The sequence below is a fragment of the Methylobacterium sp. GC_Met_3 genome (assembly GCF_026540775.1).
GTDB lineage: Bacteria > Pseudomonadota > Alphaproteobacteria > Rhizobiales > Beijerinckiaceae > Methylobacterium.
Genome location: NZ_JALNUL010000038.1, coordinates 16,775 through 39,877 on the forward strand (window position 1 = coordinate 16,775; position 23,103 = coordinate 39,877).

Here is a 23,103-nt window from a genome sequence, read left to right on the forward strand (position 1 = left end):
ACAACTCAGCGTCTCACCACCATATCGACGAGCATCAGCCCGGCCGCCGCGATGACGTTGCCGCGGCCACGCCAGAGTATGACGATCGCCTCTAGCATCGGTTCAGCCGGCACGACGGCCACCACCGGCAGCACGGTCTCGGGCGCCTCGACCTCGCCATCGCGGTCGCTGCCCCGCATGTAGACCACCTGCGAGCCGGTGACGTTCTCGGGTGCGGCCAGGGACGGTTCTGCGTCCCCGCCCTCCTCATGGTCGGCGTCGCCGTCCATACGGTCGAGCACGGCAATGATGCGGTCAGCCGCGTCGAGGGCGGTTTGCGCCGCTTCCTCCAGGCTCGCGCGTAGGGCCGGGCCGGTGAGCGGCGCGACGATGGCGGCAGCCGTCGGCTTCGGACGCAGGGTGAAGGTGAGCACGTCGCCCATTGGGTCAGGTCTCAGGTCGCGATGATGGGAAGGCCCGGCGGGATCCGGCCGGGGCGGTACGCACGGCTACGGAGGGGGTGGGCTCAGCGCCCCTGCTGGGCGTTCAGCTCGGCGAGTAGAGCGGCATCGACCGGTCGCCCGTTCGTGTTCATCTCGTGCCGGATGAGAACGCCCAGGCGCTCGTTGCGCTCGTCGGCGGTGGCGGGGACACGGCCTCGAACCTCGTCGGCGATATCGGCGAGAAGCGCCCCTGCCCGGTCGTACTCGCGGTCCAGCACCTCGCCGGCCGGTGTGTGCCCGCTGTACCGATCGGCGGTGAAACACGCCCTCCCAGGTCTCGTAGAGGCGGGCGAGTTGTGCGAGGTCGCAGGCGGACAGGTCGTGCGTGGCGCTGTCGTCCGGTGGGGCGCAGTCGGCCTCGAACGCCGCGGTAATGGCGCCCATGATTTCCCGAAACAGGTAGCTTGGGCAGTCGGGGTCGGTCTCGGTGCCGGCGTAGAGCGCGGTCTGAAACCGGGCGTAGTCGACGAGGGCGAGTCGGCCGGCCCGTGTCGTCGGCGTGGTGCGCCATACCGCTTCCAGAGCCGCGGACTGCGCCTCCGTCAGCGCCCGCTCGCGCAGGAACCACTGTGGGCGTGAGGTCGCGGCCGGGTCCAGCCCGAAGGCTTTCATCTCGCCCTCCGCGCGATAGCTCTCCGCGATCGCGGCATGGATCGGGTCCGGCTCGGGCGCGGGATCCTCGCCCTCAGGATAGGCCAGCGCGTACAGCTCGCCCACGGCCGTCCGCCGCTGCGCTTCGGCGAATTGCAAATCCCGACGGGTGGTGATGACGAGGAGGTCCGCCAGTTCGGCGGCGGATTTGGAGCGGGCGGCCGGGATCTCACGGACCGAGAACCGGGTGAAATCGTCACGCTGGGCCGCCTTGACCCATTCCGTCGTCCAGAGAGTCAGGCTGTCGCCAATGCGCAGGGCGGCATACTCGGCCTCGGATAGGTTCGTCAGGCGGTCGAACTCGCTGCGGGCTTTGCCCCATGCCTCGATGGCTTCAGGCGAGCCGGCCGCCGGCAGCGGGTCCGGCATCGCCGGCTGAGCCGTGAGGTTGAGGAGGTCGGATTTCAAGGCGGCCGCGCGACGCTTCAGCGACGGGGCTGTATCGGCGCGGCGGAACGGGTTGGACAGATTGAGAGAGGGCATGGGGCCTCCTGGGATCACAGGATCAGGGGAGGCGCGGCGGTGAGCGCCGCGCGGTGGCGGCGTCAGGCATGGGGCCTGTTTATCGCGTCGTGCTCGTGGTCGAGGCTGGCGGGGTCGATGCCGGCGATGGCGGCAGCACTGAGCAGCAGGTTCGGCCACGCGCCGCCCGTATCCTTCCACGGGTAGCGACCGATCACGCGGACCAGGGCGGCGAGGCCTTCCGGCGTGGTGGCGACTTGTTGACCAACCTCGCGGTTCAGGTCCCGAAATTCGTCCTCCGCAGCCCGGCGAGCCTGTTCAAGGCGCCGGCAGTCGGTCGCGGCCTCGACAGCTTCTACCCGGGCGTCGAAGGCATCGGCGATCGGCAGCAGGCCTTTCCATCGCCGGATCCGGCCCGGCGTCAGGCCGCCGCGGCCGAGCATCGGTACGGCGCGGGCGATGGCGATGCGCAGGGCCTCGCCAGTCCAGGCCTGCTCGATGTGGCTCTTAGGGGTACCCCAATTGAGGGCGACGTGCCGGAGGCTCACGCCGAGGAGCGTCGGCCAGCGCCTGCCAGCCCCAATGCTCACCCGCTCGTCGTGGGTCGACGATCGACGCGTTCGAGACGAAGGACGAGACTGCCCGCGTCGCGACCATGAATAACAAGGCGCTGGTCGAGGCGTTCGAGCGCGCCGGCTTGGAGTTCATCCCCGAGAACGGCGGGGGCGCCGGGCTGCGACTTCGAGAGCGTCAGGCGTAGGCGCTGCAGTGAGGTGGGGGTTCAGATCAGAGCCCGCCGACTTGCCGTGAGGCGTCACATAAAAAGCGACCCCATTTTTTATTCGGAAATAGGGGCACCCCCTGGGTAGCGCCCCCATTTTCGCGAGCCCTAAAAGGCCCCTTTTCCGGGGCGAGCGGTACCGATCAGGGCACGATGGCGCGCAAGGCGGACGGGGACGGCCGGACGGCGGAGCATGGCGGCTTCTTCGCGGTCCATCGGGAGATGTGGGCGATCGTCAGCCACCGGGCGACCATGAACCAGGCGGTCGCCTACCTCACCTTGGCCCGCGGCTCGAACTTCCACGCCCGAACCTCCGCGTGGTCGGCCGACGCCATTGAGCGGTACACCGCTATCGGCCGCGGTCGCGTGAAGGAGGCGATTGCGGGCTTGATGGAAGCCGGTTTGATCGTCCGGAAGCGCGGTGGCACGCGCCCCCTGTACTACTTGCCGATCGCGGACGAGTTCGAGCGGATGTACGCCCCCGGGGCCGCGCTGTCCGACGCCGAGCGGTCGGTATTCGAGAAGGTGAAGGCGGCCAAGAACGGGCTGCAGCTCGCCGACGACGAGGCGGAGGTTGGCGACGAACTGGACCGTCGCCGAGTGCTGATGAAGTCGGAGGAGTACGGGTACTTCCTGCACCCAGACCTCGACGTGGCGCTGCCCGAGGACTGGATCTGGCTGCCGAACAACATCGTGGACGGCGTCGAGGGCCGCGCCGGGCCGGTCGATCAGATCCGGCAGACGCAGGACAGGCTGGCCCTCCGGCTGTTCGTCGATCTCTACCACTCGCAGAGCTTGGCCTCGAACGGCGGCCTGCACTGGCTGATGATCCGAGAGGAGTACGAGAAGATCCCGGTGGGCCAGCAGGGCATCTACGAGGTCTTCGGCTTCCGCTCGACCGGCGTCATGATGTGGGACACGGCTCCGTTCGTGCGGCCCCACCTGACCGGCGAGCATGAGACAATCAAGGAGGCAGACGGCACCACCGCCGAGCGCGATACCGGCTCCACGAAGGTCTGGGCATCACTGCGCAAGCTGCTCCAGCTCGGCGTGGTCCAATTCGTCCCGCACCTGATCGACGCCGACACCGCCGAGGGCGAGGTGATCCACCCGTGCCCAGTCTCGAACGGGGTCCCGGGAGAGCGCGCCATCACGGCGGCGGCCCAGGACGCGGCGTTCCGGCTGTTAACGGAAGGGCAGGAGCGCACGGCACTCAGCAAGGGGTATGCGCCGATCATCCCCCTGCCCCGGCACCTCGACAACGCACTGATGGTCGGGCTGCTGCGGCTCACGCACCGAGCGCACACAAGCGCCACAGCGAAGTGGATGAAGGGCGCCGAGGACTGGGCGCAGAAGGTGGCCGACTACAACCGGATCGCAGCCGACATCTGACCCTGGCCAAGAACGTGCAACATCAAAGGCACATCAAGGGAGGATCCAAGGGGTTTCAAAGGTGCATCCAAGGGTCATTAAAGGGGGATGGTTAAATCCCAGTAGGAGCACATAGCCTCCTCCCCTTGGTCGGAGGCGACCATCCAGACCATTTCGATCTGCCGGACCCATCCCGATCCGTAACCGGCGCCGGATCCCAAGGGGGTGCTTCGGCTAACCAGATCCTGGCATCGTGCCTGAACGCCGGTGAGATCGACGACCTCCCCCGCCAGCCCGTGATCAGATCGGGCGGCGGGGCCAAGCCGGTCACATCATGCCGGGCAATTCCGCTTCTGGCCGCATGGTCATGCTTGCCGTTCTCAGCGAGGCCTTTCTCAAACGACATGTGGCGGACAGCCGAAGCTTTCGAAGCGCCAGGCACCCCTCTTGCAGATCACCGCTCGTGCCTTCCCAGGCTCAATCCTGCACGAGATGATTTGCGATGGTGGCCTCGGCCCGCATGCGGACGGTGAATGACTGGACGGATGAGGGATACCGTGGCCTTCGCATCCCGAAATGCACGTCATGCCGGACTATGACGTGGCGGACTTGGGATCAGCTTCAGGCCAAGGGGGCGGAAGAAGTTCTGCTCGTGGCACAGCGTTTCCACTGCGGGAAGTGCAACCACGTCCCAGCCGGGCTTCCGGTCGTGGTTGGCACCGGCCGGTAGCGCCAATCGTTCGGCCTCCTCGCGCCACGCATCGCATTCGGTCCGCATGGCCTCGACCAGGGCGTGCATGTTGCCGGCGTCAGCCGACGAGACGCAGGGCTCTCGTATCCGGTTCAGCGATACGAACTTGGTTCCGGCCTGCACCCTTGGCCACGTACAAGGCGGCGTCGGCCTCCGCGAAGAGCTCCGTCGCGTTGTGAGCTGGGACTTCAGGAAGGCAAGCCACGCCGCAACTTATCGTGAGCACCATGTGCGACCCTGCCGCATGAGGAATAGCCCAGCCCATCACCGCTGCTCGGATCCGTTCGGCTACGATCTTTGCGCTCGCCGAGTCGATCTCCGGCAGGACGACCGCGAACTCTTCGCCACCGATGCGACAGACTATATCACCCGCGCGGTTGGCGGCTGCTCGGATCGAACCGGCAATCAGCCGAAGGGCTTCGTCGCCGCGCTGATGGCCATAGGTATCGTTGAAGCCTTTGAACCAGTCCGCATCGATCAGGATCAACGACAATGGCCGGCAGCCACGCACGGCCCGGTCCCATTCCTGCGCTAACGCCTCGTCAAAGCGCCTTCGATTGCCGAGGCTGGTCAGGGCATCGGTGGTTGCCTGGGCCGACAAGCCGCGATTGGCGGCTAGCAGTGCTGCTTCGGCCCTCTCACGCCGACCCAGTTCGCGACGCAATAACCAAGTGAGGCCGACCGTTACGCTGCATAGACTAACCAGCACCATGCCGAGGCTGAACGCTGTTCGCTGCCAGTCGACATAGATCGTGGACGGTGCCACGGCGATGCTGAGGGTGAGAGGCTCCGTGCCGAGCCGTGCGAAGGTGAGCCGGCGCTCGCCTTCCCCGACCATTGCGGGTCCGTCGAAGCTACCTTCGCGCATCGCGATCATTCGGCGGTAGCTCGGGGTATCAGCCACGCTCGCACCGATCACACTTTGATCAAAGGGTTCGCGCATCAGGATGATGCCCCCTGGTCCGTAGAGCGTCACGGTCCCGGCGTGTTCGGCATCGACCGAAGCGAACATGCTGCGCAGGTAGTCGATCTTGATGCCGCCAACCACGACGCCGGCGAACGAGCCGTCGGGGTTCGAGAGGCGGCGGGAGAGCATGATCATCCTTAGGCCACTGACCCGCGAAATCGCCGGCGGACTTATGTGCAGGCCATCGTCGTCCAGATGAGTGCTGAAATGACGGAAGTACTCGGTATCGGATCGATCGAGCCCCTTCGGCGCGGAGGCGTTTGACCCGGAGACGACGAAACCGCGCGCGTCAAGGAGCAGCAGGAAGGCAAAGCCAGGGGCAGAAGCGGCGCGATCAAATAGGATCAGCTGGCGCAGCTCAGGCGACGCCTGTGCGACGTCGGTCCGGCTAAAACTGTCGACGACCGACTGCAAGGACAGGTCATAAAGTTCGACGTTGCGAGCGATGTCTCGCCCGAGCACCTGAACGAGGCTATTCGTGGTGAGTTCGCTGCGACGCTCTGCGTCCGCCCGCATCTGCCAAAGCAGAAGTGCAGCCACACCGATCAGCCCGGCGACGGTAAGGAGGTTGGCAACAGCCAGCCATCGGGTCAGCGATGACCCGAGCCACGAGCGATCAAGGCGCCCTGGTGGGCTGATCTCGGCGTGCACCACCTCAGACCTACGGGGGCAAACTCCGAAGCAGGGAAGCACGGACTCATTGCTAACTCATGAATAAATAAGGAAAAAACTTGCGGAGTGGTCGGGAGCAGCAATTCTGGATCAACGCTTGAGCAATACCAGTGCATTTCCACCTGTTGGCAGCAGCAGGCAATGATGCAACAATCATGTGATTACTGACATAGACGAGAGCAGACGCCCCTCATGATCGAAGACGGGGGACAGCGGCAGGTTGTGCTTCACAACCTAGCGACGCATGCCGCGCGAGCGCGGGCTCGGCTGGGTTTTTATTTACCGGACGCGGCCCGCTTAGCTAATCTCACGCCCGAAGCCTTCGCTGACGTCGAGAATGGCCGCGATTGCACGTTGGCGCTCACCGACCTTACGCGCTTGGCCCTGTTCCTTGGTCTGACTGAGTCCGGCCTACCGCGGCCTTTGCCGCCGGGGATGTAGCACTCCCCCTGCCTCGTCACGCGAAGTTTTGCGCTCGGTCCTCGTCACTGCCGACGGGGGCGTACATGCGACGCTTATGCTCGAAGGCAACGGGGGCTACTGCGACTGCGCCGACGAGGCCGCACCGGGGCCCATCGCAAGCCTGACCCCGGTGCTGCTCTTCCGGCGCGCGGCCGAGGCCGATCGCTTAGGGTATGGTGGCGCGGGGTGGTTAACAGACACGCAATGGCAAGCCTTCGCCTGCCCCATGTGAAGGCGGCGTGGTCTCATCGGCTGATCACCCCGGGGGCGAAGGTCGAACTTTCGATTTTGCGCAGCAGCCGAAAGCAGGATCCCAGCACGAAACGGCCGCGTAGCGACACCACAAGTGATCGTTGCCTGTGTCCCGGATGAAACTGACTGGACCCATCATACGGGTTAGGGACACCCAAGATCCAAAACCAGCCGAACCAGCGCCGTGAGCTTCGTACCCAGGTCTCACTTTACGACCGATAGCCTGCCCGAGCGCGACCGCTTCGATGCTTGGCGTACCTTGTTCTCCGCGCATGACCTCAATGCCGAGCCACGAGGCTTCTCAGGCAGCATTGAGAACATGCCGATCGGTGCGATGGCCCTGCGCATCATGAACGCCGCGCCACAGGGACCCGGCCGGTCGAAGCCACAGATCAGGCGGGACGGCATGGACGGCTTCGTCCTGCATCTCAGCCAGCACGCCTACACCGTCGAGACCGAGCGCGGCATGCTGGACGTCCCAGCGGGCACAATCAGCCTGAACGACTTGTCGCAGCCCTACCGACGCAGTCGGGTGCCGGAGACGAACTCTCTGATCATCGCACTTCCCCGTCCATCCATCGCCGCCCTGCTGCCCGACGAGGACGCGTTGCATGGGCTCGTTCTGCACGGCGGTGCAGGTCGCCTGTTCGCCGATCACATGCGTAGCCTTGCGGCGAACCGACACGCGATTACGACGCTGGAGGCCGCCCATCTCGTCAAGGCGACGCTTCATATGTTCGCGGCTTGTGTACGTCCGAGCTTGGAGGGCTTCGCGCGTGCCAGTGCGCCGCTCGATGCAGCCCGCCTCAGGATCGCGAAGCAATTCTTGCGTTCTCAGCTCGCGACACCGCTACCGTGCACCTCAAGCGCGAGGACAAAGGCTACTACGACGGGGGGAGGTGGTGGTGGATCCTTACAAGCTGGGTGCGGTGAGGGTAGTTGAGCGGCTTCCGCCTGCGGGGGCACCATGAGTGCCGATCCCTCGTGAGGCGTCACATAAAAAGCGACCCCATTTTTTATTCGGAAATAGGGGCACCCCCTGGGTAGCGCCGCTATTTTCGCGGGCCCTAAAAGACCCTTTTTCCGGGGCGAACGGGACCGATCAGGGTACGATGGCGGGCAAGGCGGCTTCGTCAGCGGCGGCTGAGCCGCGGACCGGCAGCGGCCGCCGTAGCTGGCCCGGAACCGCCTTCTTGCTCGCGGGTCTACAAAGCGTTCCCCCGAACGACCCATTTCAGCCCCGACGGCTCAGCCGCGCGGGGCTTTTCTATCTCGGCATCGTGACGCCATGCGTGCCCCGGCTGAGATATGAAGCGCCGATTGGATCCCCCAGGGTTCGATGACCCAACTTCACCCCGCCCGGTTCGCCGGCGCGGGATTTTTCGTGCCAAAGTCCCGGTCCGGGACGCACGCGGGGCTGGCCGCGCACAGCTCGGTAACCGCCCCACTTCATCCTGCTCCCAAGCCGAGCCGCATTGCGTATCGGCTCACGCTGGTGAGATCGGACGCTCCCTCGCCCCGTGACCAGATCGGGGCGGGGCCGAGCGAGTGGTTTGTGGTTCAGCAACCATTCGGCTGTACCGCCGCGGCATGTCAGATCTCCCGCCTGCCGTTGCCTCATGGCGCGACCAGATCGAACGCCTGTCTGAGCACGCCCCGCCCTGCCGGTATCTGACCCCGGCCCGCTGGGCACCGATCCGTGAGGCCGCTATCGACTTCTGCGACCGGTTGGGCGCCGAAGCGCATCAGCTTGGGTGGACAGCGAACAACTCGTGCGCTGTCCACCCGGAGCACGGGACGTTGCGAGTCGAGTTCTGTGGCGCGCTGATGATCTCTGGCAGCAAGGCCGTGGCTGTGGAGCCAACTCGGGTCGTGTTAGATCAGGGCTCAGGCTACCGGACCAAGCCAGGTCAGGTCTGGGGCATTCCGGTCTGCGAGTTCGTGACTAGGTCGCGCTGACGTTCCACCTCATTCTCGGCTGCCCGCTGCCTCTTAATAGCGCTTAGCTGGTGGAGCCGAAGTATGGCTTGCTCGTGTGCTTGCACGACGCGGATATTGCCGGATGCCTGCTCGATTTGTATCCGATGCCAGGAGCGTAGATCCGATAGCACCTGCAGGTCGTCAATCTGCTCCTCGGTCATGCCAGCCTCTCCCAGATCATCCTGAGCAGTGCAAGCGGCCGTAGTGGCAAGAGGATTTGAGCCCCATCCACACGGTTCTCCAGCGATCTCGGTAGTCATTCTCCCTACTCGTTGAACCCCACTGCCACCTCGGACTTGCGGCGTAGGTCGCCGACGCTGGGGATCTCTTTGGCCATGGCGGAGAGGAGCGCGGGACTGAGGGTAGGTCGATGAATTCGAGTGACTGCGCAACAAAAAGCCCGGCCTTTCGGCCGGGCTAGTTGGGTCCCTTTGCACGGGGACATCAAGACCGGGAAGCTTTGGGAACAACCAGTCTCGATCTGAGGATGGGAAACTAGAAGTCGCGCTGGACGCGGAAGCGGATCTGCGAGACCGAGTCCTGCGTGGCGGTACGGACCGCGAAGGTGCCGTTGTTGATGCCGGCGATGTTGGCATAGGCGGTCGGGCTCTTGTCGAGGTCGATCGCCCGGCCGCTCTTCAGGCCGATCTGCGTGTAGAAGCCTTCCACGCCGATGTCGAGGTCCTTGACCGGCGACCAGATGATGCTCGCACCGGCCACGAACTGGTAGGTGTCGCGCAGCGCCTGGCTCAGCTGGTAGAACCGGGTGCCCGGCGTACCGACCGCGTTCGAACCGAACGGGTTGCTGCCGGCCAGACCGCTCACGAGGCTGTAGACCGCGCCCTGGGCGAGGCGGGCGCTGTTGGAGAAGCTCTGCTCGCCGTAGGAGCCGAAGAAGGCCGAGCGCCACTCCGGCGTCCAGTAGTGCAGGTACGAGGCGACCGCCGTGAAGCTGGTCGAAGTCTGTAGCTGGCCAGTATAGGGGTTGATGGTCGCGTCGGAGAAGTACTGAGCGAACTTCTGACCCTGGATGGTCGTGGTGCTCTGGGTGTACGAGCCGGTGTACGAGGAGTAGCCGGTGTAGAGCTGCGCGCCCTCGCCGTAGGCACCCTGCAGGTACAGGGCGTCGCCCGGGGCGATGAACGGCGCGTTGATCTTCAGGCCGCCCTGAATGGCCCAGGCCTGGACGTTGTTGGTATGGGCCGGGGCGACGATGGTGCCGGTGCCGGTGCTGGCGGCGGTGGAGAGGTTGCCGACGTTCAGCTCGTGGGTGGCGGCCGAGAGCTGAGCCGAACCCCAGGCCTGATCGAGGCGCACGACGCCGACGAAGTCGGGCAGGCGCGAACGCTCGATGCTGTCGATGTTGCCGTAGCGGGTTGGGGCTCCGGCCGCGTTGTAGCCCACGAAGACCGGGGTCGGCTGGTTGGTCACGCCGAAGTTCGACACGGCGCCGGTGTTGACCGTCGCGGAGATGTTGGTCGGCGAGAAGATCGGGGTGCGGCGGAAGACCGGGTCTTCGATCGAGATCGTCGCCGACAGGCCGTTGCCGACCGTGGCGGTGTAGGCCAGCAGGTTGGTCGAGAACACGTCCGAACCGGCGGTCGCGCCGGCGAACTCGAAGTCGTGGGCGTAGAAGTCGAAGAACGAGGAGGCGCGACCGGCGGTGAGCCCCGCGAACTGGATGAACGCCTTGTCGACGTTCATGTACTGCTGGTCGCGGCCGAAGCTGTCGGTGCCGATGCCGGCATAGGCCTGGCCGATACGCTGCTGGGTGCCGGAGGTGCCGACGCCGGAGTAACCGGTACGGGCACCGGCATCGAGGCGCACGAAGGCACGCAGGGTGCCGTAGGCGGTCTGGGTGCGGGCATCGAGGTTGATGCGCATCCGGCCCTGGTAGCCCGACGTGTCACCGGCGGCGCCCGCTTGGCGGGTGTAGCTGGTCTGGTATCCGCCCTCGAACCGGGCGCGGCCCGAGACGCGCAGGCAGGTATCGGTGCCGGGGATGTAGAAGAAGCCGGCGCCGTAAGCGCTACAGACGCGGACGTATTCGATCGGCACGGCCTTCTTGACCGGCAGATCGGCTGCGTGCGCGGCGCCAACTGCCGCGAACGCGGCGGCGGATCCAAGGAGGGAACTCTTCAGGAACTTCATCAGCAACCCCAATACTTCGAGACCCGTAACCACGGTGCTGCCTGATTTTTCAGGTCAAACCGCTCATTATTGTTTGGGCCCGCGTCTTAGTGGCGTGCTCCGGCAGCCTCTCACACCGTGGAGGCTTGCTGGAGCAGGATCATGCTGGAACGGCTACGCTCAGCCAACTGGTTTCATCCTGGAAACCTTTGGTTTGAGGGAACCGTGTCTGTTCCGCCACAGGTGTGGCAAGCCCCTTTGCCCTCACGGTACGCTGCGGCACGCACCGGCCGGACGGCCATACCATGACGACACGTGGCCTACCCCTACGCGACCAGAGCAGCGGCTTTGATTGTGGGCCGTATCCGGTTGGCTGACCTCAACATTGGCCGGACGGGATCAGAGAGCATGGATCGCTGAATATGTACCCGATGCGGTTTGGTGAGCGGGAACCCCGGGATTTCAGCCAGGAGGCTGACCAAGATCTGAGCCTTCGCACCGCCGCGTACATGCCGGGCACTCTCGATGCCTGGAAATGGGCGACGCTGGAGCACGAGGCCACCGCGCTTCGGCCTCATCAGCAAACCGTGATGCATCATACAGATGGCCGGCGAGTTTGTGTCGAACGACAGGAGTTTCATCCCATGCCCTACAGCCGACCGACCACTCGCCTTTTCCTCGCTGCGACCCTGTCGTTGGCTGGACTCGTGGCAGCGCAAGCCGCGACTGTATCCGATGAGGACAAGGCTTTCGTCGCTAAGGTCTCACAGGGCGGGATGTACGAGGTTGAGTTAGGCAAGCTCGCCGAGGACAAGGGTGCGCGTCAGGACATCAAGGACCAAGGCAACACCGAAGCGCACGACCATGGCCTCGTCGGCGACAAGCTGAAGTCGATCGCCACTGGCGCCGGGCTCTCCTTTCCGGATGCGTTGAACGCCGAGTTCCAGGGCCGGCTCGACCGAATGAAGGGTCTATCCGGCGCCGCCTTCGACTCGGCCTACGTCAAGGACATGAAGGCCATTCACGACGCGGATGGCGCCGCCTTTGCCAAGGAGGCCAGCTCTGGCACCAACCCTGATCTGAAGTCCTTTGCCACCGAGACCCACCGCATCGTGCAACGCCATCTCGGCGAACTTAGCGCAAAGACGAAATAAAATAGCTGCTTATAAGGTGCCTGCCTCATGATCATAGTCCGTCCAGATGGCGGGGCTCATCCAGCGGGCCTGCAGGCATCTCAGTTCTTGAAAATCCGGATATCGCTTTCGGCGAGCTCATCACGCTGGTCGGTGCACCACTGCTGCTCTCCGACCTCCTTCACCTCAGCATAGCGTCGCGCCAACTCGTCCTTGAAGGCGGCATTAGCCTTTTCCTGACCAAGAACCTTGGTGGCCACATCTCGCGCGGTCTGTGAGATCCGCAGCGCGGTCGTGCCGTCGATGGCGTAGTGCTTGCCGCAGAATGTGATGATGGCTGACTGCGCACTGGACGCTCGGAGCAGGGCTAAAGCCTGCTCGTCTTGGGTCTGCGCGAGAGCGGATGGGGCATGCATACCCGTTGCAACGGCTAGGGCTATGAGGGCTCGACAGCACACGACCGTCTCTCCGGTGATCGCCAGCAAATCGGCGTGACCGCCGGCGGCAAGCCTCAGGGTAGGCGATCTGTACCGAGATACGCCAGCTTGCTCTCGACCTTAGCAGATGCGTTCGCTTCGATCGGGACGAGCCTGATCAAGTTGTGCGAGGAACCGAGCAGAATATGCGCCGTTGGAGGGTCGAAGCGTGACCCTGATTGGGAAGCGTATTGTAGTTGCCGAACGCCTTCCAACAGAGCAGTCCGCATATGAATTTCTTGAGGTTGATTATGTTCAAATCCCACGCGATCGCAACGGTGCTGGTCTTATCTGTGTCAGCTCCGGCACTGGCTCAGGGGTTCACCGAATTCCGCGTCCGCTCCCTGGAGTCGAACGCCTACGAAATCCAGGCCGCCGAGATCGCGCTTTCGAAAACCCGCAACCCCGCGGTACGTGCCTACGCCGAAGAGGCGGTCCGCGATCACCGGGCTGCCAACGCAGCCTTGGTCGGCGGTGAGCGGAACTACGACCGGTTACAGGGAGCCGAAGTCGGCGGCCCGGTGGGTGGCGTACTCGCGGCACCGCTCGCAGTGGCTGGCGGTGCGGTTGGCGCAGCGACTGGGGCAGCGGCCGGCGTGGTCGGCGGCACCCTGTCGGGCGGACCGGTCGGCGGTTTGGAGGGGGCTAGCACCGGAGCCGCTCGCGGTGCGCAGGTCGGCAGCGGCGTCGGCCAGGGTGAGGTAGTGGATACCGGTTCCACCGTTGTCGCGCCCAGCCCAGCCCAGCAGGCGATGCTGTCGGACCTCTCAGCGACCCCGGCGGGCCCGGCCTTCGACAGCTTGTACGTCCAGCAGCAGCTGCAATCGCATCAGCGGGCGATCGCCATGACGCAGTCCTACGCAGCGTCGGGACCGAGCCCGGTTCTGCGGACCTACGCGCAGCAAGCGCTGCCGGTCTACGAGCACCACTACCGTGCGGCCCAGCAGCTGCAGCAGGGCATGTGAAACTCGCTGTAGTGGGTCATCTTCAGACCTTGCTGTTTTTAGGAGGCGGCGGGCACTGACCCGTCGCCTTTTCCATTCCCGACCCAGACCAATCAGCTTGGTTCGCGACCGGCCGGGCGGCCATATCATCACGGCTCGCCCGGCCTCGCGCGCGGGCATTCACCATTGTCACTCGACTGAAGCAGGTCTAACTCACGCGGACGTTGCCGGATGGCTAAACCGCATGCTTGATCAGGATAGCTTGTTCTGGCTCAGCGACGCGCAGTGGGCGATCATCGCGCCATACCTGCCAACGAATTCCCAAGCCCGGAGCAACGATCGACACGCGTTGTCTGGCATCATTCATGTCTCCGTCAGCGGATGTCGCTGGCCAGATTGCCCAAAGGTCTACGGCTCGCCCGGCGGCATCTACCAGCGCTTCAGCAACTGGCGTCACCGACCGTTCTGGTCGGCCATGCTGAAGGCGCTGACGGAGGCAGGCTGGGTACAGGAAGCGCAAGCCCTCGATCCCGTTGCGATGGCGCGCGCGCGACCGCAGCGTCGCGGGCTCAGGATCGACCGCAACTGGCGCCCGCACAGCCGAGACAGTGACCGACAGGCGGGCAATTAACGGGCCTATTCTTGGGGGATCTACAATCCCCCACAGGCTCCGAGTGTTAGGCTACCGTCACCATTTGTAGCTGATCTTCGCCAGTACGCGCCGGGCGTCGCCGTAGAAGCACGATGTAGACGACTGGCACGACGAGACGAAGCGCTTGTCGGCGATGTTCGTGGCGTTCACCTGGAAGCGCCAATTCTCGTAATCGTAGTGCACCTGCGCGTCGAACAGGACGTACTCCGACACCTTCAGAGTGTTGGCCACGTCCGCGAATGAGCGTCCGACATAGCGTACACCGCCGCCGAAGCCGAAGCCGCGCCAGTCGCCCGTCGGTATCGTGTAATCTGCGAACAGCGAAGCGAAGTTCTCGGGGATGTTGACGGGCGTCTTGCCGATCCGCGTCGGGTCGGCATCCTTGACCGTGGTGAACCCGAAATCGGTGAACGAGGCGATCAGGTTGAGGCCGTCGAACAGGTTGGCAACTAGCTGCGCCTCGAAGCCGGTGGAGCGCACCTCGCCGACCTGGGTGTTGAACAGCGTGTTCACCGGGTTGGGGGTGAGCACGTTGTTGCGGTGGATGTCGAAGCCCGCCAGCGTCAGGAAGTAGCCCTGGCCGGGCGGCTCGAACTTGACGCCGCCCTCGATCTGCTCGCCGGTATCGGGCTTGAACGCCCGGTTGTTGATGTCCGTGCCGATCTCGGGCTGGAACGAGGTCGAGTACATGACATACGGCGCGAGGCCGAAGTCGAAATTGTAGATCGCCGCCACTCGATAGGTGAAGGCGCTGTCGTTGCGACCGTTGGTGTTGGACGGGGTCAGGCGGTCGTAGACGGTGTTCTCGACGAAGTCCTGACGACCACCGACAACGAGGGTCAGCTCGGGCGTGAGCTTGATCTGGTCCTGGAAGTACAGGCCGACCTGCTGGAACGAGTCGGCGTTAACCAAGTACGGTGTCGCCGAGACCGCCTGAGGGCCGTAGCTCGGCGCGAAGATATTGAGGCTGGGGGCTGGGAAGCCCGAGGCCTGGTTGTCGTGGATCTGGAAGTTCCGGTACTCCACGCCCATCAGGAAATCGTGGCGGAAGAACCCGTCGGAGAACTTGGCCTCGGCCTGGGTGTCGACATCGAGCTGCGCGACCTTGGCGTGATCCCGGAACAGGTAGCGGGCGAGCTGCGTCTGCTGGGCATCGGCGTAGCCGAGCTGGCCGATGTACGAGTTCTGGAAGCTCTCGGTGATCCCGTAGCGAGCGTTCTGGCGCACCGCCCAGGTGTCGTCGAAGACATGCTCGAACTCGTAGCCGATGAAGGCCTGATCGCGCTGGAAGGTGTTGAAGCCGGCATCGCCCACGTTGAGCGAGCGCGGGATGCGCAGGCCCTCGGCCTGCGGCCGAACCGTGCCGTAATACGGCAGGAAGTTCGAGGTCACGGCCGTGTTGTCGTGCTGGAAGCTCGACAGCACCGTGAACTTGGTCGATCCGTCCGGCTTATAGGTGAAGGCCGGGGCGATGTAGTAGCTGTCGTCCGGCGCACCCTGGACCTGCGTGCCGCCGTTGCGGGCATAGCCGGTGAGCCGGGTGAACCAGTGGCCCTCCGCGTCGGCCGGGCCGCCGACGTCGAAGGCGGCGTAGCGCTGGTCGAACGAGCCGCCGCCAACTTCGATGTAGCCGAACGGGTTCTCGGTCGGGCGCTTGCTGATCTGGTTGATCAGGCCGCCGGGATTGCCGGCGCCGAACAGCACCGCGGAGGGGCCGCGCAGCACCTCGACGCGCTCCAGTCCGAACGTGTCCACCCGGCTGTAGGCGAAGCCGTAGTTCAGGAGCTGCAGGCCGTTGAGGTAGAGGCCGTAATCGCTGACCACGAAGCCGCGCAGCTGGAAGTAGTCGATGCGCGTGTCGGCGCCGAAGGTGCCAGCATAGGTTCCGGCGACGTACTGGGTCGCCTGGGTGAGGGTCTGGGCGTTCTGGGTGTCGAGCTGCTGGCGGCCGACCACGGTGATCGATTGCGGCGTCTCGATCAGCGGCGTGTTGGTCTTGGTGGCGGTGGCCGAGCGCCGGGCTACGTAGCCGTCGATCGGGCCGGTCGGGCTCTCCACCGCCCGCGCGCGCGCCCCAACCCGGGCCGGGGCAACCGGGCCGCTGCCGCCTTGGCTTTCGACACTCAGCTCCTGCAGTTGCACGCTGCTCTCGGCAGGAGGATTTGAGCCACCACGACGCGGCTGAGTCGCCTCTTGAGCCTGCGCGGCTTGCATCGCCAACAGCGATGCGCCGGCAAGGAGGAAAACTCGTGCGGCGCGAGGACGAAGAGAAGAGGTGATCATACTACGCAAGCCCCGGACTTGTTTCGCGCAGCCGTTCGCGCTCGCCGCTGAGGGGTGCGACGTGGCTTCCGTGCTGTTTAGAAGAATAATAAACTACTGGTTTTGTTGACTTTTCTGACTCACCGATACGGTGAAGGTTACAGCCGAACAAGCCATTGCAAACAAAACGATGGAAGTTGTGGCACCGCGGTAACAGCAGCCAGCAGCGGCGCTGAAGCCGTTGAGATGAGAGCCCGAAGGCAAGGATAGCTGAGGCACGTGGATGGCCGGGACCGTTCGACGGTCTACATCCCGGCCCTGCGCACACCCGACCGCGCTGCGGCTGGTGAGGCCGAGATAAGCGATCACCCTGCCCATAGCCACGCGACCACACGACCACATGACCACGTTACAACGTGGTGACGCGATCCCGTTGCCAGTTCCTGCGTGGTGGTCTAAGGTCCGATAACAAGACATTATCGGACACCAGAAGACAGCATGCCCTCGACGCCGCCGCGCCTCCCCTTTTCACACGCCGGGCAGGACTTCATCGTCAAAGCGCGGCCAGTGGCGGACGGCATCGAGGTTCGTGGCTTTTGGCATGCTCGTTCACGAGGGCAGACACGGTTCGCGGTCGTCGTGCCGTCCGAGGTCATACAGAATGCCCAGCGGCCTGACTGGGCTGACCCTATACAAGCCGCACTGAAGCTGGTGCGAAACCAGATCGTCTCGGCGATCGACGAAGGCGAACCGCTGGCCGAAGAGACGCAGTCTTGAGTGCAGAGGTCGCCCTCCCCTCGCCGACCAGCCTTCAGGCGTTCGCCGATCAGGCCCGCCAGTATGCCGATCAGTCGCGAGCGGCGAACACGCGCCGAGCTTATGCCTCCGATGTGCGGGCGTTCGCCTATTGGTGCGGGACGCGGGGCGAGGTGTCGTTGCCTGCCAGCCCGGCCGCGGTGCTAGCCTATCTGATTGACCACGCGACCACGTTGAAAGTTGCCACGTTACAACGTCGTCTAGCTGCGATCCGCGAGCAGCACGCTGCAGCGGGACTTGAGCTCGACCTGTCGTCGGCCGCGTTCCGCGACACGTGGAGGGGCATCAAGCGTGCGCACGGCCAGCCGGCAGCGAAGAAGCGGCCTCTGATGACCGTGGATCTCCGGCGCGCGGTCGCCACCCTGCCCAACACCCTAGCTGGCACACGAGATCGGGCGCTGATCCTCGTGGGCTTCGCAGCCGCGCTCCGACGCTCGGAACTGGTGGGGCTGGAAGTTGCACACAGGGATGGCGCGGCGTGGGTTGAGGAGCGGCCCGACGGCCTGGTCGTCCACCTCGGCCGCAGCAAGACAGATCAATCAGGGGAGGGTGCCGAGATAGGCGTACCCTATGGTTCGAACATGGAGACGTGCCCGGTGCGCAGCTATCGAGCCTGGATCAAGGCGGCTCGCTTGAAGGAGGGGCCGGCGTTCCGGCCGATAGACAGGCACGGGCGGATCGGCACCGAGGCGGTGACAGGCCGCGCGGTTGCTCGGATCGTACAGCGCACGGTCGAGGCGGCCGCGCTGGCGGAAGGGCACGCGCCGGAGGAAGCGCGGCGCCTCGCGGCAGCCTATGCCGGCCACTCGCTGCGCTCGGGGCTTGCCACGTCGGCGGCTGCGAACGATGCGCCGGGTCATGCCATTCAGCGGCAGCTCCGGCACAAGCGCTTCGACACGACGAGCGGCTACATCCGGTCCGGGCAGCTCTTCAAGCAGAACCCGGCCGGGATGGCGGGGCTGTGATGCGCGTCCTGGCACTCACGACACAAAAGGGCGGCAGCGGCAAAAGCACCCTCGCCGCTTCGCTCGCCGTCGCGGCTATGCAGGATGGGGAGACGGTCGCGGCGCTTGACACGGATCCGCAGGCGTCGCTAGCCGGCTGGGGCAAGCGGCGTGAGGCTAACGGTCTCGACGTGCAGCGAGTTGAACCTTCAGCCTTCGCCGGCACGCTTGGTAGGATCCGGGGCGCCGGGGCGGTCTCGCTCGTGATCGTGGACACACCCGGCCGGTTCGGTCCCGACGTCGCTTTGGTGCTGCGCGAGGCCAGCCTGTGCCTCCTACCGGTGAAGCCGTCGATCCTGGATGTCGAAGCAGCGCGGCCGACAGTGGAGCAACTGCGTCTCCTCAAGCGGCAGTTCGCCTTCGTGCTCAACCAATGTAACCCAACCACGCAGGCCCGCACGCTCGATGCAGCGACCGCCCTGGTGAGCACAGGGGCACTGGCGCCGTCGATGGTGGCGACACGCTCGGACTTTCTCGACTCAATGACGACGGGACAGGGCGTCACGGAACTAGCGCCTAAGGGCAAGGCGGCCGTCGAGGTTCGGCTTCTCTGGCAGTGGATCAAGGCGCAGCTCGGAGGCGCGAAGGCATGAGCAAGAAACCCCGCCCGTCCATCAACGACCAGCTCGCCCGGATAGCCGCCGCAGCACCAGCAGCCGAACCGCCACGTGATAACGCTATCACGTTCCAACGTGACAACGTTGCCACGTTACAGCGTGACGACGTGACAACGACTCCACGGGCCAACGTTGTTGCTGATCGCGTGACCGATGAGCCCGCCGGGCCCGAGGGTTACAAGCGCCGCGTTCGGTACGAGAAACCGCACGCATCGATCTACGCGCATCCGAAGGTGTTCAAAGCGCTGCGCGAGATTGCAGCCGCAACGGACTGCAAGCCACATGATCTCTACGTCGAGGGACTGCGGCTGGTGCTGCGCCAGCACGGGCGGGACTTCGACGCGTTGAACCGAGGCGACTAGTCACGTGGTCACGTGACCACGTGGCGCGATTTTTCCCTCGACGGCTGAGCGTGATGCGGTTCGTCGCTGTATTCGTCCTATGCGCGCTCGCTCAAATTCCGACTGATGACGGAGGCGCGCTTTGACTTGGTGAAGAGGGGCGGCTCAAGTTCTGCCCTGACGGCAACGAAGCGGTTTAACGTGACCACGTTACCACGTGATCGTGTGAGGTTTAGGGTTCGTGAGGCCGATCTCGCGCGGATCATGGATTAGTCAGGCCACCGGGATCCGCGGACGGTGGTCGGCTACATCCGGCGGGCGAACGCCTTCAAGGATCACAGCAGAAGTGAATTTCTATAGTAGATACCACTCTGATCTCGCCAACAAATAATGGAAGAATTTACACGCTCTATTAAGCAAAAAATAAGTATTCATGCGCTGCATCTCTAGAGTTGATGGGCGCCGGTTTCGACCATTCTCATTGTGCATCGCACTGAGCAAAGAATGCCGCCGCTCGGAATATTTTTCCTAGTTGACAGCGCACCGCCGAGATAGAGACTGCATATGCTGTTGTAATTATTGGATTTTTTCATGGCTTAGATTTTGCGGCGCGCTGGACGGACCTTAGCCGAGTACTGCCATGGATCTCTTTTCTGCCCTTCAGACCTCCGTATCAGGTTTGAAAGCTCAATCCTACGCTATCAGCAACATTTCTGGAAACATCGCCAATTCGCAAACCGTCGGATATAAGGGTATTGATACAAGCTTTGTCGATCTTATGTCTCAGACTACTCCAACCAAAGAGGTGTCCGGATCCGTAATTGCTCAATCACAGCTTACCAACACCATCGCTGGAAGTGTTACTTCGACGAGCACCCCGACCAACATGGCAATTACTGGATCAGGGTTTTTCACGGTAGTGCAAAAGACTGGTGATGCCAACGGAGCCTCCACATTCAGTGGAACAAATGCCTATACACGTCGTGGCGATTTCTCGCAAGATAAAGACGGGTACCTAGTCAATGGAGCAGGAGGGTACCTGACCGGTACCAATCTAGATCCCGTGACAGGTCAGACAACCGGCACAGGCCTCATCAAGCTTGGGAATGTCTCTCTTCCTGCCCAAGCCACAACTACTATTACCTATGCAGCCAACCTGCCTGCGACGCCAACAGTGGACTCGACAGCCGTTCCAGCAAACAGCATTGTAGGCCCTGCGATCACAGCCTACACGGCGACTGGCGCACCACTCACGATTAATACGCGCTGGGTACAAACAACAAGCGGCACTGCAGGTGGCGGTCAGGCTACCTGGAACTTATATTATAATAGCAGCACAACTAGTTCTGCCAATTGGACTAAGACGGGACCCGATTTTACATTTGACTCAACAGGCGCGCTCACCTCTCCTACCGGTGGGTCGGCAACGTTAAGCAATGTAGCCATTGGTGATTACACATTCCCTAGCCTTAAATTGGATATATCCGGTGGGCTAACTCAGTACGCTGATAGTACTGGGGCCGCTACGACGAACGCGCTTAGCCAGAATGGCAATAGTTCCGGCAATCTTACGAGTGTTGCAGTAGGAAGCGATGGCAAGATCAATGGAACATTCTCCAACGGCTCGGTGGTAGCTCTGGCTAAGGTCGGAATTGCCCAGTTCGCTAATCCTGACGGCCTACAAGCTGACTCAAACGGTAATTATCTACAGACGGCGGACTCCGGGTCACCCTTGGCCGGTCTCGATGGCAGTACGATAACCGGATCTAGTGTTGAAGGATCGAATGCGGACATTGCGACCGAGTTCTCCAAGATGATTGTAACCCAGCAAGCCTATTCAGCGAACACACGCGTGATGTCGACGGCTCAGACGATGATGTCCGATTTGCTCAATGTAATCCGCTGAGTAGGAATACAACTCAAGACACGGAGGCCGTGAGATGTCGCTGAACGCGCTTTCTACTGCGACGGCTGGGCTTGCGGCCACCCAGGCGGCGATCAACGTCGTCTCGCAGAATGTCGCCAACGCTGGCACAGTCGGCTACGTCAAGCGGACGCTTTCGTCAGTCGCCACCGGCACCAGCAATTCAGGCGTCGCTAGCGGGTCAGTTACGCGCATCTTCGACACGGCAGCGCTGAAGCAACTTCGACAGGAGACTTCCGGAGCTGCCTACACCAGTACCAAATCTACTACCATCGCGCAGCTCGATGCGCTCTATGGGACGCCCGGCAGCTCGACGGCTCTCGATGGTACATTGAACACATTCACGGAGTCCCTTCAGGAACTTTCTGCCAACCCGACATCTTCTGCTGCGCGGTCCACCGTACTGAGCAATGCTTCGGCGCTCGCTGGCCAAATCAATGGCATTGCGTCAAGCGTTCAGAGCCTGCGCACCGGGGTTGAAACGCAGCTTGGTACCGATACAGCCTCCGCTAGCACCCTACTGTCCAGCATCGCGAGCTTGAACACGAAAATCCAGAACACGACCGACAGCGCATCTCTGGCCGACCTCCAGGACCAGCGCGACCAGGCAATCAATAGCCTGTCGAGTTACATGGACGTCCAGACCTCCGCTCAAAGCGATGGATCGGTCTCGGTTATGACCCAATCCGGCGTGACGCTGGTCGATCGGGGATCCGCGGCGACCCTGGCGTTCGATGGGCGCGGCACCCTGAATGCCAATTCGACCTACTCCACCGATCCAAGCAAGCGTTCGGTGGGAACCATCACTGCCACGCTGCCGGGGGGCGGCCAGATCGACCTCGGCGCGCCAGGGGTCCTGCGCTCGGGCAGCCTCGCGGCCAACATCGAGCTGCGTGACCAGACCCTGCCGCAGGCCCAGCGCCAGCTCGACGACCTCGCGGCCGGGCTCGCCACGGCGCTGACTAACAAACAAGTCACAGCGACACAGGGAACGACAGGAAATACCGCAACGATAGATCTGACCGGTCTCCAGGCCGGTAACACCCTGACGATCCCGGCTAGCGCGACCAGCACCGGCCGAAACATCATTTTGGTTGCCTCGACTGACCCATCGACCTCCATCACCGCGAGCCAAACCACCGACGCCAACGCCCTTGTGGCGAAGATCAAGATCCCGGTGACTGCGGCGCAGATCAGCGCGACTCTGAGCACTCTTGACCCGACCCTGTCGGTGAGTGGCACCGCCGCGAGCCTCACCATCGTGAGCACGGCCGCCAGCCCGCAGGTGACGGCGTCGGCGAACATCACCGTCCCAACATCCGCGGATCCTAAGGCGGGCTATCCGCAGATCGCGTTGTTCGTCGATGGTACGGGCAACAACCTCTACACGGGCTCGCTCGATGGCGGCTCGCAGCTTGTAGGTCTCGCGCAGCGCCTCACCATAAACAGCATGGTATCCGCCAACACGTCGGTGCTGACAGCGACCAGCGCCACGGATACGACCGCTACCGGAACTCGCGCGCAGGGCCTGTTTGCAGCTCTGACCTCGACCCAGCAGACGTTCTCGTCGGCGAGCGGGATCGGAGGCATCTCCGCGCCCTACAGTGCCACCGTGGTCGGTTTTGCGCAGGATGTCATCTCGGCACAAGGAGCGGCCGCCACCACGGCCTCCTCGCTAGACGATACCCATCAGACCGCTCTCGCAACGGCACAGAGCAGGTTCTCCTCGGGGGCGGGCGTCAGTATCGACGAGGAAATGTCGAACTTAGTCGCGTTGCAGACCGCCTACGGCGCCAACGCACGGGTGCTGACCGCCGCCCGTGACATGCTCAACCAGCTGCTGCAGATCTGACCATGACAACGATCTCACCCTTCGCGGCGGGCTCCTATATCGTCAACCGCAACACCTCGCAGCTCGTGACGCTGAAGAACCAGCTCAACGACTTGTCGACCCAGCTCTCCAGCGGCCAAGT

Annotated in this window: 20 protein-coding genes; 11 read left to right on the forward strand and 9 right to left on the reverse strand. The window is 63.6% G+C overall.

Translation table 11 applies throughout. The features are described from left to right. Positions 1–5: 5 nt before the first annotated feature. The 3 genes from OXS27_RS25690 to OXS27_RS25700 form a co-directional block, all read right to left on the reverse strand. Positions 6–422, reverse strand: coding sequence for a hypothetical protein (locus OXS27_RS25690; RefSeq protein ID WP_267359796.1), 417 nt, complete (start codon positions 420–422; stop codon positions 6–8). Between the two features lie 66 nt (positions 423–488). Next, positions 489–1,616, reverse strand: coding sequence for a hypothetical protein (locus OXS27_RS25695; protein WP_267359798.1), 1,128 nt, complete (start codon positions 1,614–1,616; stop codon positions 489–491). Positions 1,617–1,678: 62 nt separating this feature from the next. After that, entirely contained in the window at positions 1,679–2,143 is a 465-nt protein-coding gene (locus OXS27_RS25700) for a hypothetical protein (protein WP_267359800.1), read from the reverse strand. A 386-nt stretch (positions 2,144–2,529) separates the two neighbouring features. Here OXS27_RS25700 and OXS27_RS25705 point away from each other — a divergent pair, with 386 nt between their 5' ends. After that, positions 2,530–3,768, forward strand: coding sequence for a hypothetical protein (locus tag OXS27_RS25705; protein WP_267359802.1), 1,239 nt, complete (start codon positions 2,530–2,532; stop codon positions 3,766–3,768). Positions 3,769–4,330: 562 nt separating this feature from the next. Here OXS27_RS25705 and OXS27_RS25710 read toward each other — a convergent pair. Both OXS27_RS25710 and OXS27_RS32710 read right to left on the reverse strand, forming a co-directional pair. Beyond that, positions 4,331–4,546 (reverse strand): hypothetical protein, encoded by a 216-nt coding sequence (locus tag OXS27_RS25710; protein ID WP_267359804.1) that lies wholly within the window; start codon positions 4,544–4,546, stop codon positions 4,331–4,333. A 10-nt stretch (positions 4,547–4,556) separates the two neighbouring features. Continuing rightward, positions 4,557–6,116, reverse strand: coding sequence for a sensor domain-containing diguanylate cyclase (locus OXS27_RS32710; RefSeq protein ID WP_267359806.1), 1,560 nt, complete (start codon positions 6,114–6,116; stop codon positions 4,557–4,559). A gap of 919 nt (positions 6,117–7,035) precedes the next feature. Here OXS27_RS32710 and OXS27_RS25720 point away from each other — a divergent pair. Then, complete coding sequence (locus tag OXS27_RS25720) at positions 7,036–7,794, forward strand: AraC family transcriptional regulator (protein ID WP_267359808.1); 759 nt, start codon at positions 7,036–7,038, stop codon at positions 7,792–7,794. 967 nt (positions 7,795–8,761) lie between these two features. On the opposite strand, the gene OXS27_RS25725 is transcribed toward OXS27_RS25720, so the two are convergent. Beyond that, a complete protein-coding gene (locus tag OXS27_RS25725; protein ID WP_267359810.1) occupies positions 8,762–8,992 on the reverse strand; it encodes a hypothetical protein in 231 nt (76 codons plus the stop codon). Positions 8,993–9,326: 334 nt separating this feature from the next. Further along, the gene (locus tag OXS27_RS25730) at positions 9,327–10,982 is read right to left on the reverse strand and encodes a porin (RefSeq protein ID WP_267359812.1); all 1,656 of its coding nucleotides are present in this window, start codon (positions 10,980–10,982) and stop codon (positions 9,327–9,329) included. A gap of 410 nt (positions 10,983–11,392) precedes the next feature. Here OXS27_RS25730 and OXS27_RS25735 point away from each other — a divergent pair, with 410 nt between their 5' ends. After that, the gene (locus OXS27_RS25735) at positions 11,393–12,115 is read left to right on the forward strand and encodes a DUF4142 domain-containing protein (protein ID WP_267359814.1); all 723 of its coding nucleotides are present in this window, start codon (positions 11,393–11,395) and stop codon (positions 12,113–12,115) included. An 80-nt stretch (positions 12,116–12,195) separates the two neighbouring features. Here the strand turns inward: OXS27_RS25735 and OXS27_RS25740 are convergent, their stop codons facing one another. Then, the gene (locus tag OXS27_RS25740) at positions 12,196–12,579 is read right to left on the reverse strand and encodes a hypothetical protein (RefSeq protein WP_267359816.1); all 384 of its coding nucleotides are present in this window, start codon (positions 12,577–12,579) and stop codon (positions 12,196–12,198) included. Positions 12,580–12,821: 242 nt separating this feature from the next. On the opposite strand from OXS27_RS25740, the gene OXS27_RS25745 reads away from it, so the two are divergent. Together OXS27_RS25745 and OXS27_RS25750 are read left to right on the forward strand one after the other, a co-directional pair. After that, positions 12,822–13,535 (forward strand): DUF4142 domain-containing protein, encoded by a 714-nt coding sequence (locus OXS27_RS25745; protein WP_267359818.1) that lies wholly within the window; start codon positions 12,822–12,824, stop codon positions 13,533–13,535. A 223-nt stretch (positions 13,536–13,758) separates the two neighbouring features. Continuing rightward, a complete protein-coding gene (locus tag OXS27_RS25750; RefSeq protein WP_267359820.1) occupies positions 13,759–14,145 on the forward strand; it encodes a transposase in 387 nt (128 codons plus the stop codon). Between the two features lie 57 nt (positions 14,146–14,202). Here OXS27_RS25750 and OXS27_RS25755 read toward each other — a convergent pair whose 3' ends face one another. Beyond that, on the reverse strand, positions 14,203–16,449 hold the full coding sequence (locus tag OXS27_RS25755; RefSeq protein WP_267359822.1) for a TonB-dependent siderophore receptor: 2,247 nt from the start codon (positions 16,447–16,449) through the stop codon (positions 14,203–14,205). A gap of 477 nt (positions 16,450–16,926) precedes the next feature. Here OXS27_RS25755 and OXS27_RS25760 point away from each other — a divergent pair, with 477 nt between their 5' ends. From OXS27_RS25760 to flgK, 6 genes are all read left to right on the forward strand, one after another. Beyond that, the gene (locus OXS27_RS25760; RefSeq protein WP_267359824.1) at positions 16,927–17,205 is read left to right on the forward strand and encodes a hypothetical protein; all 279 of its coding nucleotides are present in this window, start codon (positions 16,927–16,929) and stop codon (positions 17,203–17,205) included. After that, complete coding sequence (locus OXS27_RS25765; RefSeq protein ID WP_267359826.1) at positions 17,202–18,209, forward strand: tyrosine-type recombinase/integrase; 1,008 nt, start codon at positions 17,202–17,204, stop codon at positions 18,207–18,209. Before OXS27_RS25760 ends, OXS27_RS25765 begins: the two co-directional genes overlap by 4 nt. Next, a complete protein-coding gene (locus OXS27_RS25770; RefSeq protein ID WP_267359828.1) occupies positions 18,209–18,841 on the forward strand; it encodes a ParA family protein in 633 nt (210 codons plus the stop codon). The genes OXS27_RS25765 and OXS27_RS25770 overlap by 1 nt, the downstream gene beginning before the upstream one ends. Continuing rightward, positions 18,838–19,227, forward strand: a complete 390-nt coding sequence (locus OXS27_RS25775) for a hypothetical protein (RefSeq protein ID WP_267359830.1) — start codon at positions 18,838–18,840, stop codon at positions 19,225–19,227. Before OXS27_RS25770 ends, OXS27_RS25775 begins: the two co-directional genes overlap by 4 nt. A gap of 619 nt (positions 19,228–19,846) precedes the next feature. Further along, the gene (locus OXS27_RS25780) at positions 19,847–21,112 is read left to right on the forward strand and encodes a flagellar hook-basal body complex protein (RefSeq protein ID WP_267359832.1); all 1,266 of its coding nucleotides are present in this window, start codon (positions 19,847–19,849) and stop codon (positions 21,110–21,112) included. Between the two features lie 34 nt (positions 21,113–21,146). Then, positions 21,147–22,982 (forward strand): flagellar hook-associated protein FlgK, encoded by a 1,836-nt coding sequence (flgK, locus tag OXS27_RS25785; protein WP_267359834.1) that lies wholly within the window; start codon positions 21,147–21,149, stop codon positions 22,980–22,982. Positions 22,983–23,103: the final 121 nt, after the last annotated feature.

What these genes read in the sequence shown, in the direction of transcription:
- OXS27_RS25690 (WP_267359796.1), bottom strand. Translation starts at nt 422, where the DNA reads ATGGGCGACGTGCTCACCTTCACCCTGCGTCCGAAGCCGACGGCTGCC.
- OXS27_RS25695 (WP_267359798.1), bottom strand. Translation starts at nt 1,616, where the DNA reads ATGCCCTCTCTCAATCTGTCCAACCCGTTCCGCCGCGCCGATACAGCC.
- OXS27_RS25705 (WP_267359802.1), top strand. Translation starts at nt 2,530, where the DNA reads ATGGCGCGCAAGGCGGACGGGGACGGCCGGACGGCGGAGCATGGCGGC.
- OXS27_RS25710 (WP_267359804.1), bottom strand. Translation starts at nt 4,546, where the DNA reads ATGCACGCCCTGGTCGAGGCCATGCGGACCGAATGCGATGCGTGGCGC.
- OXS27_RS25725 (WP_267359810.1), bottom strand. Translation starts at nt 8,992, where the DNA reads ATGACCGAGGAGCAGATTGACGACCTGCAGGTGCTATCGGATCTACGC.
- OXS27_RS25730 (WP_267359812.1), bottom strand. Translation starts at nt 10,982, where the DNA reads ATGAAGTTCCTGAAGAGTTCCCTCCTTGGATCCGCCGCCGCGTTCGCG.
- OXS27_RS25735 (WP_267359814.1), top strand. Translation starts at nt 11,393, where the DNA reads ATGCGGTTTGGTGAGCGGGAACCCCGGGATTTCAGCCAGGAGGCTGAC.
- OXS27_RS25745 (WP_267359818.1), top strand. Translation starts at nt 12,822, where the DNA reads ATGTTCAAATCCCACGCGATCGCAACGGTGCTGGTCTTATCTGTGTCA.
- OXS27_RS25750 (WP_267359820.1), top strand. Translation starts at nt 13,759, where the DNA reads ATGCTTGATCAGGATAGCTTGTTCTGGCTCAGCGACGCGCAGTGGGCG.
- OXS27_RS25755 (WP_267359822.1), bottom strand. Translation starts at nt 16,449, where the DNA reads ATGATCACCTCTTCTCTTCGTCCTCGCGCCGCACGAGTTTTCCTCCTT.
- OXS27_RS25760 (WP_267359824.1), top strand. Translation starts at nt 16,927, where the DNA reads ATGCCCTCGACGCCGCCGCGCCTCCCCTTTTCACACGCCGGGCAGGAC.
- OXS27_RS25770 (WP_267359828.1), top strand. Translation starts at nt 18,209, where the DNA reads ATGCGCGTCCTGGCACTCACGACACAAAAGGGCGGCAGCGGCAAAAGC.
- OXS27_RS25775 (WP_267359830.1), top strand. Translation starts at nt 18,838, where the DNA reads ATGAGCAAGAAACCCCGCCCGTCCATCAACGACCAGCTCGCCCGGATA.
- OXS27_RS25780 (WP_267359832.1), top strand. Translation starts at nt 19,847, where the DNA reads ATGGATCTCTTTTCTGCCCTTCAGACCTCCGTATCAGGTTTGAAAGCT.
- flgK (WP_267359834.1), top strand. Translation starts at nt 21,147, where the DNA reads ATGTCGCTGAACGCGCTTTCTACTGCGACGGCTGGGCTTGCGGCCACC.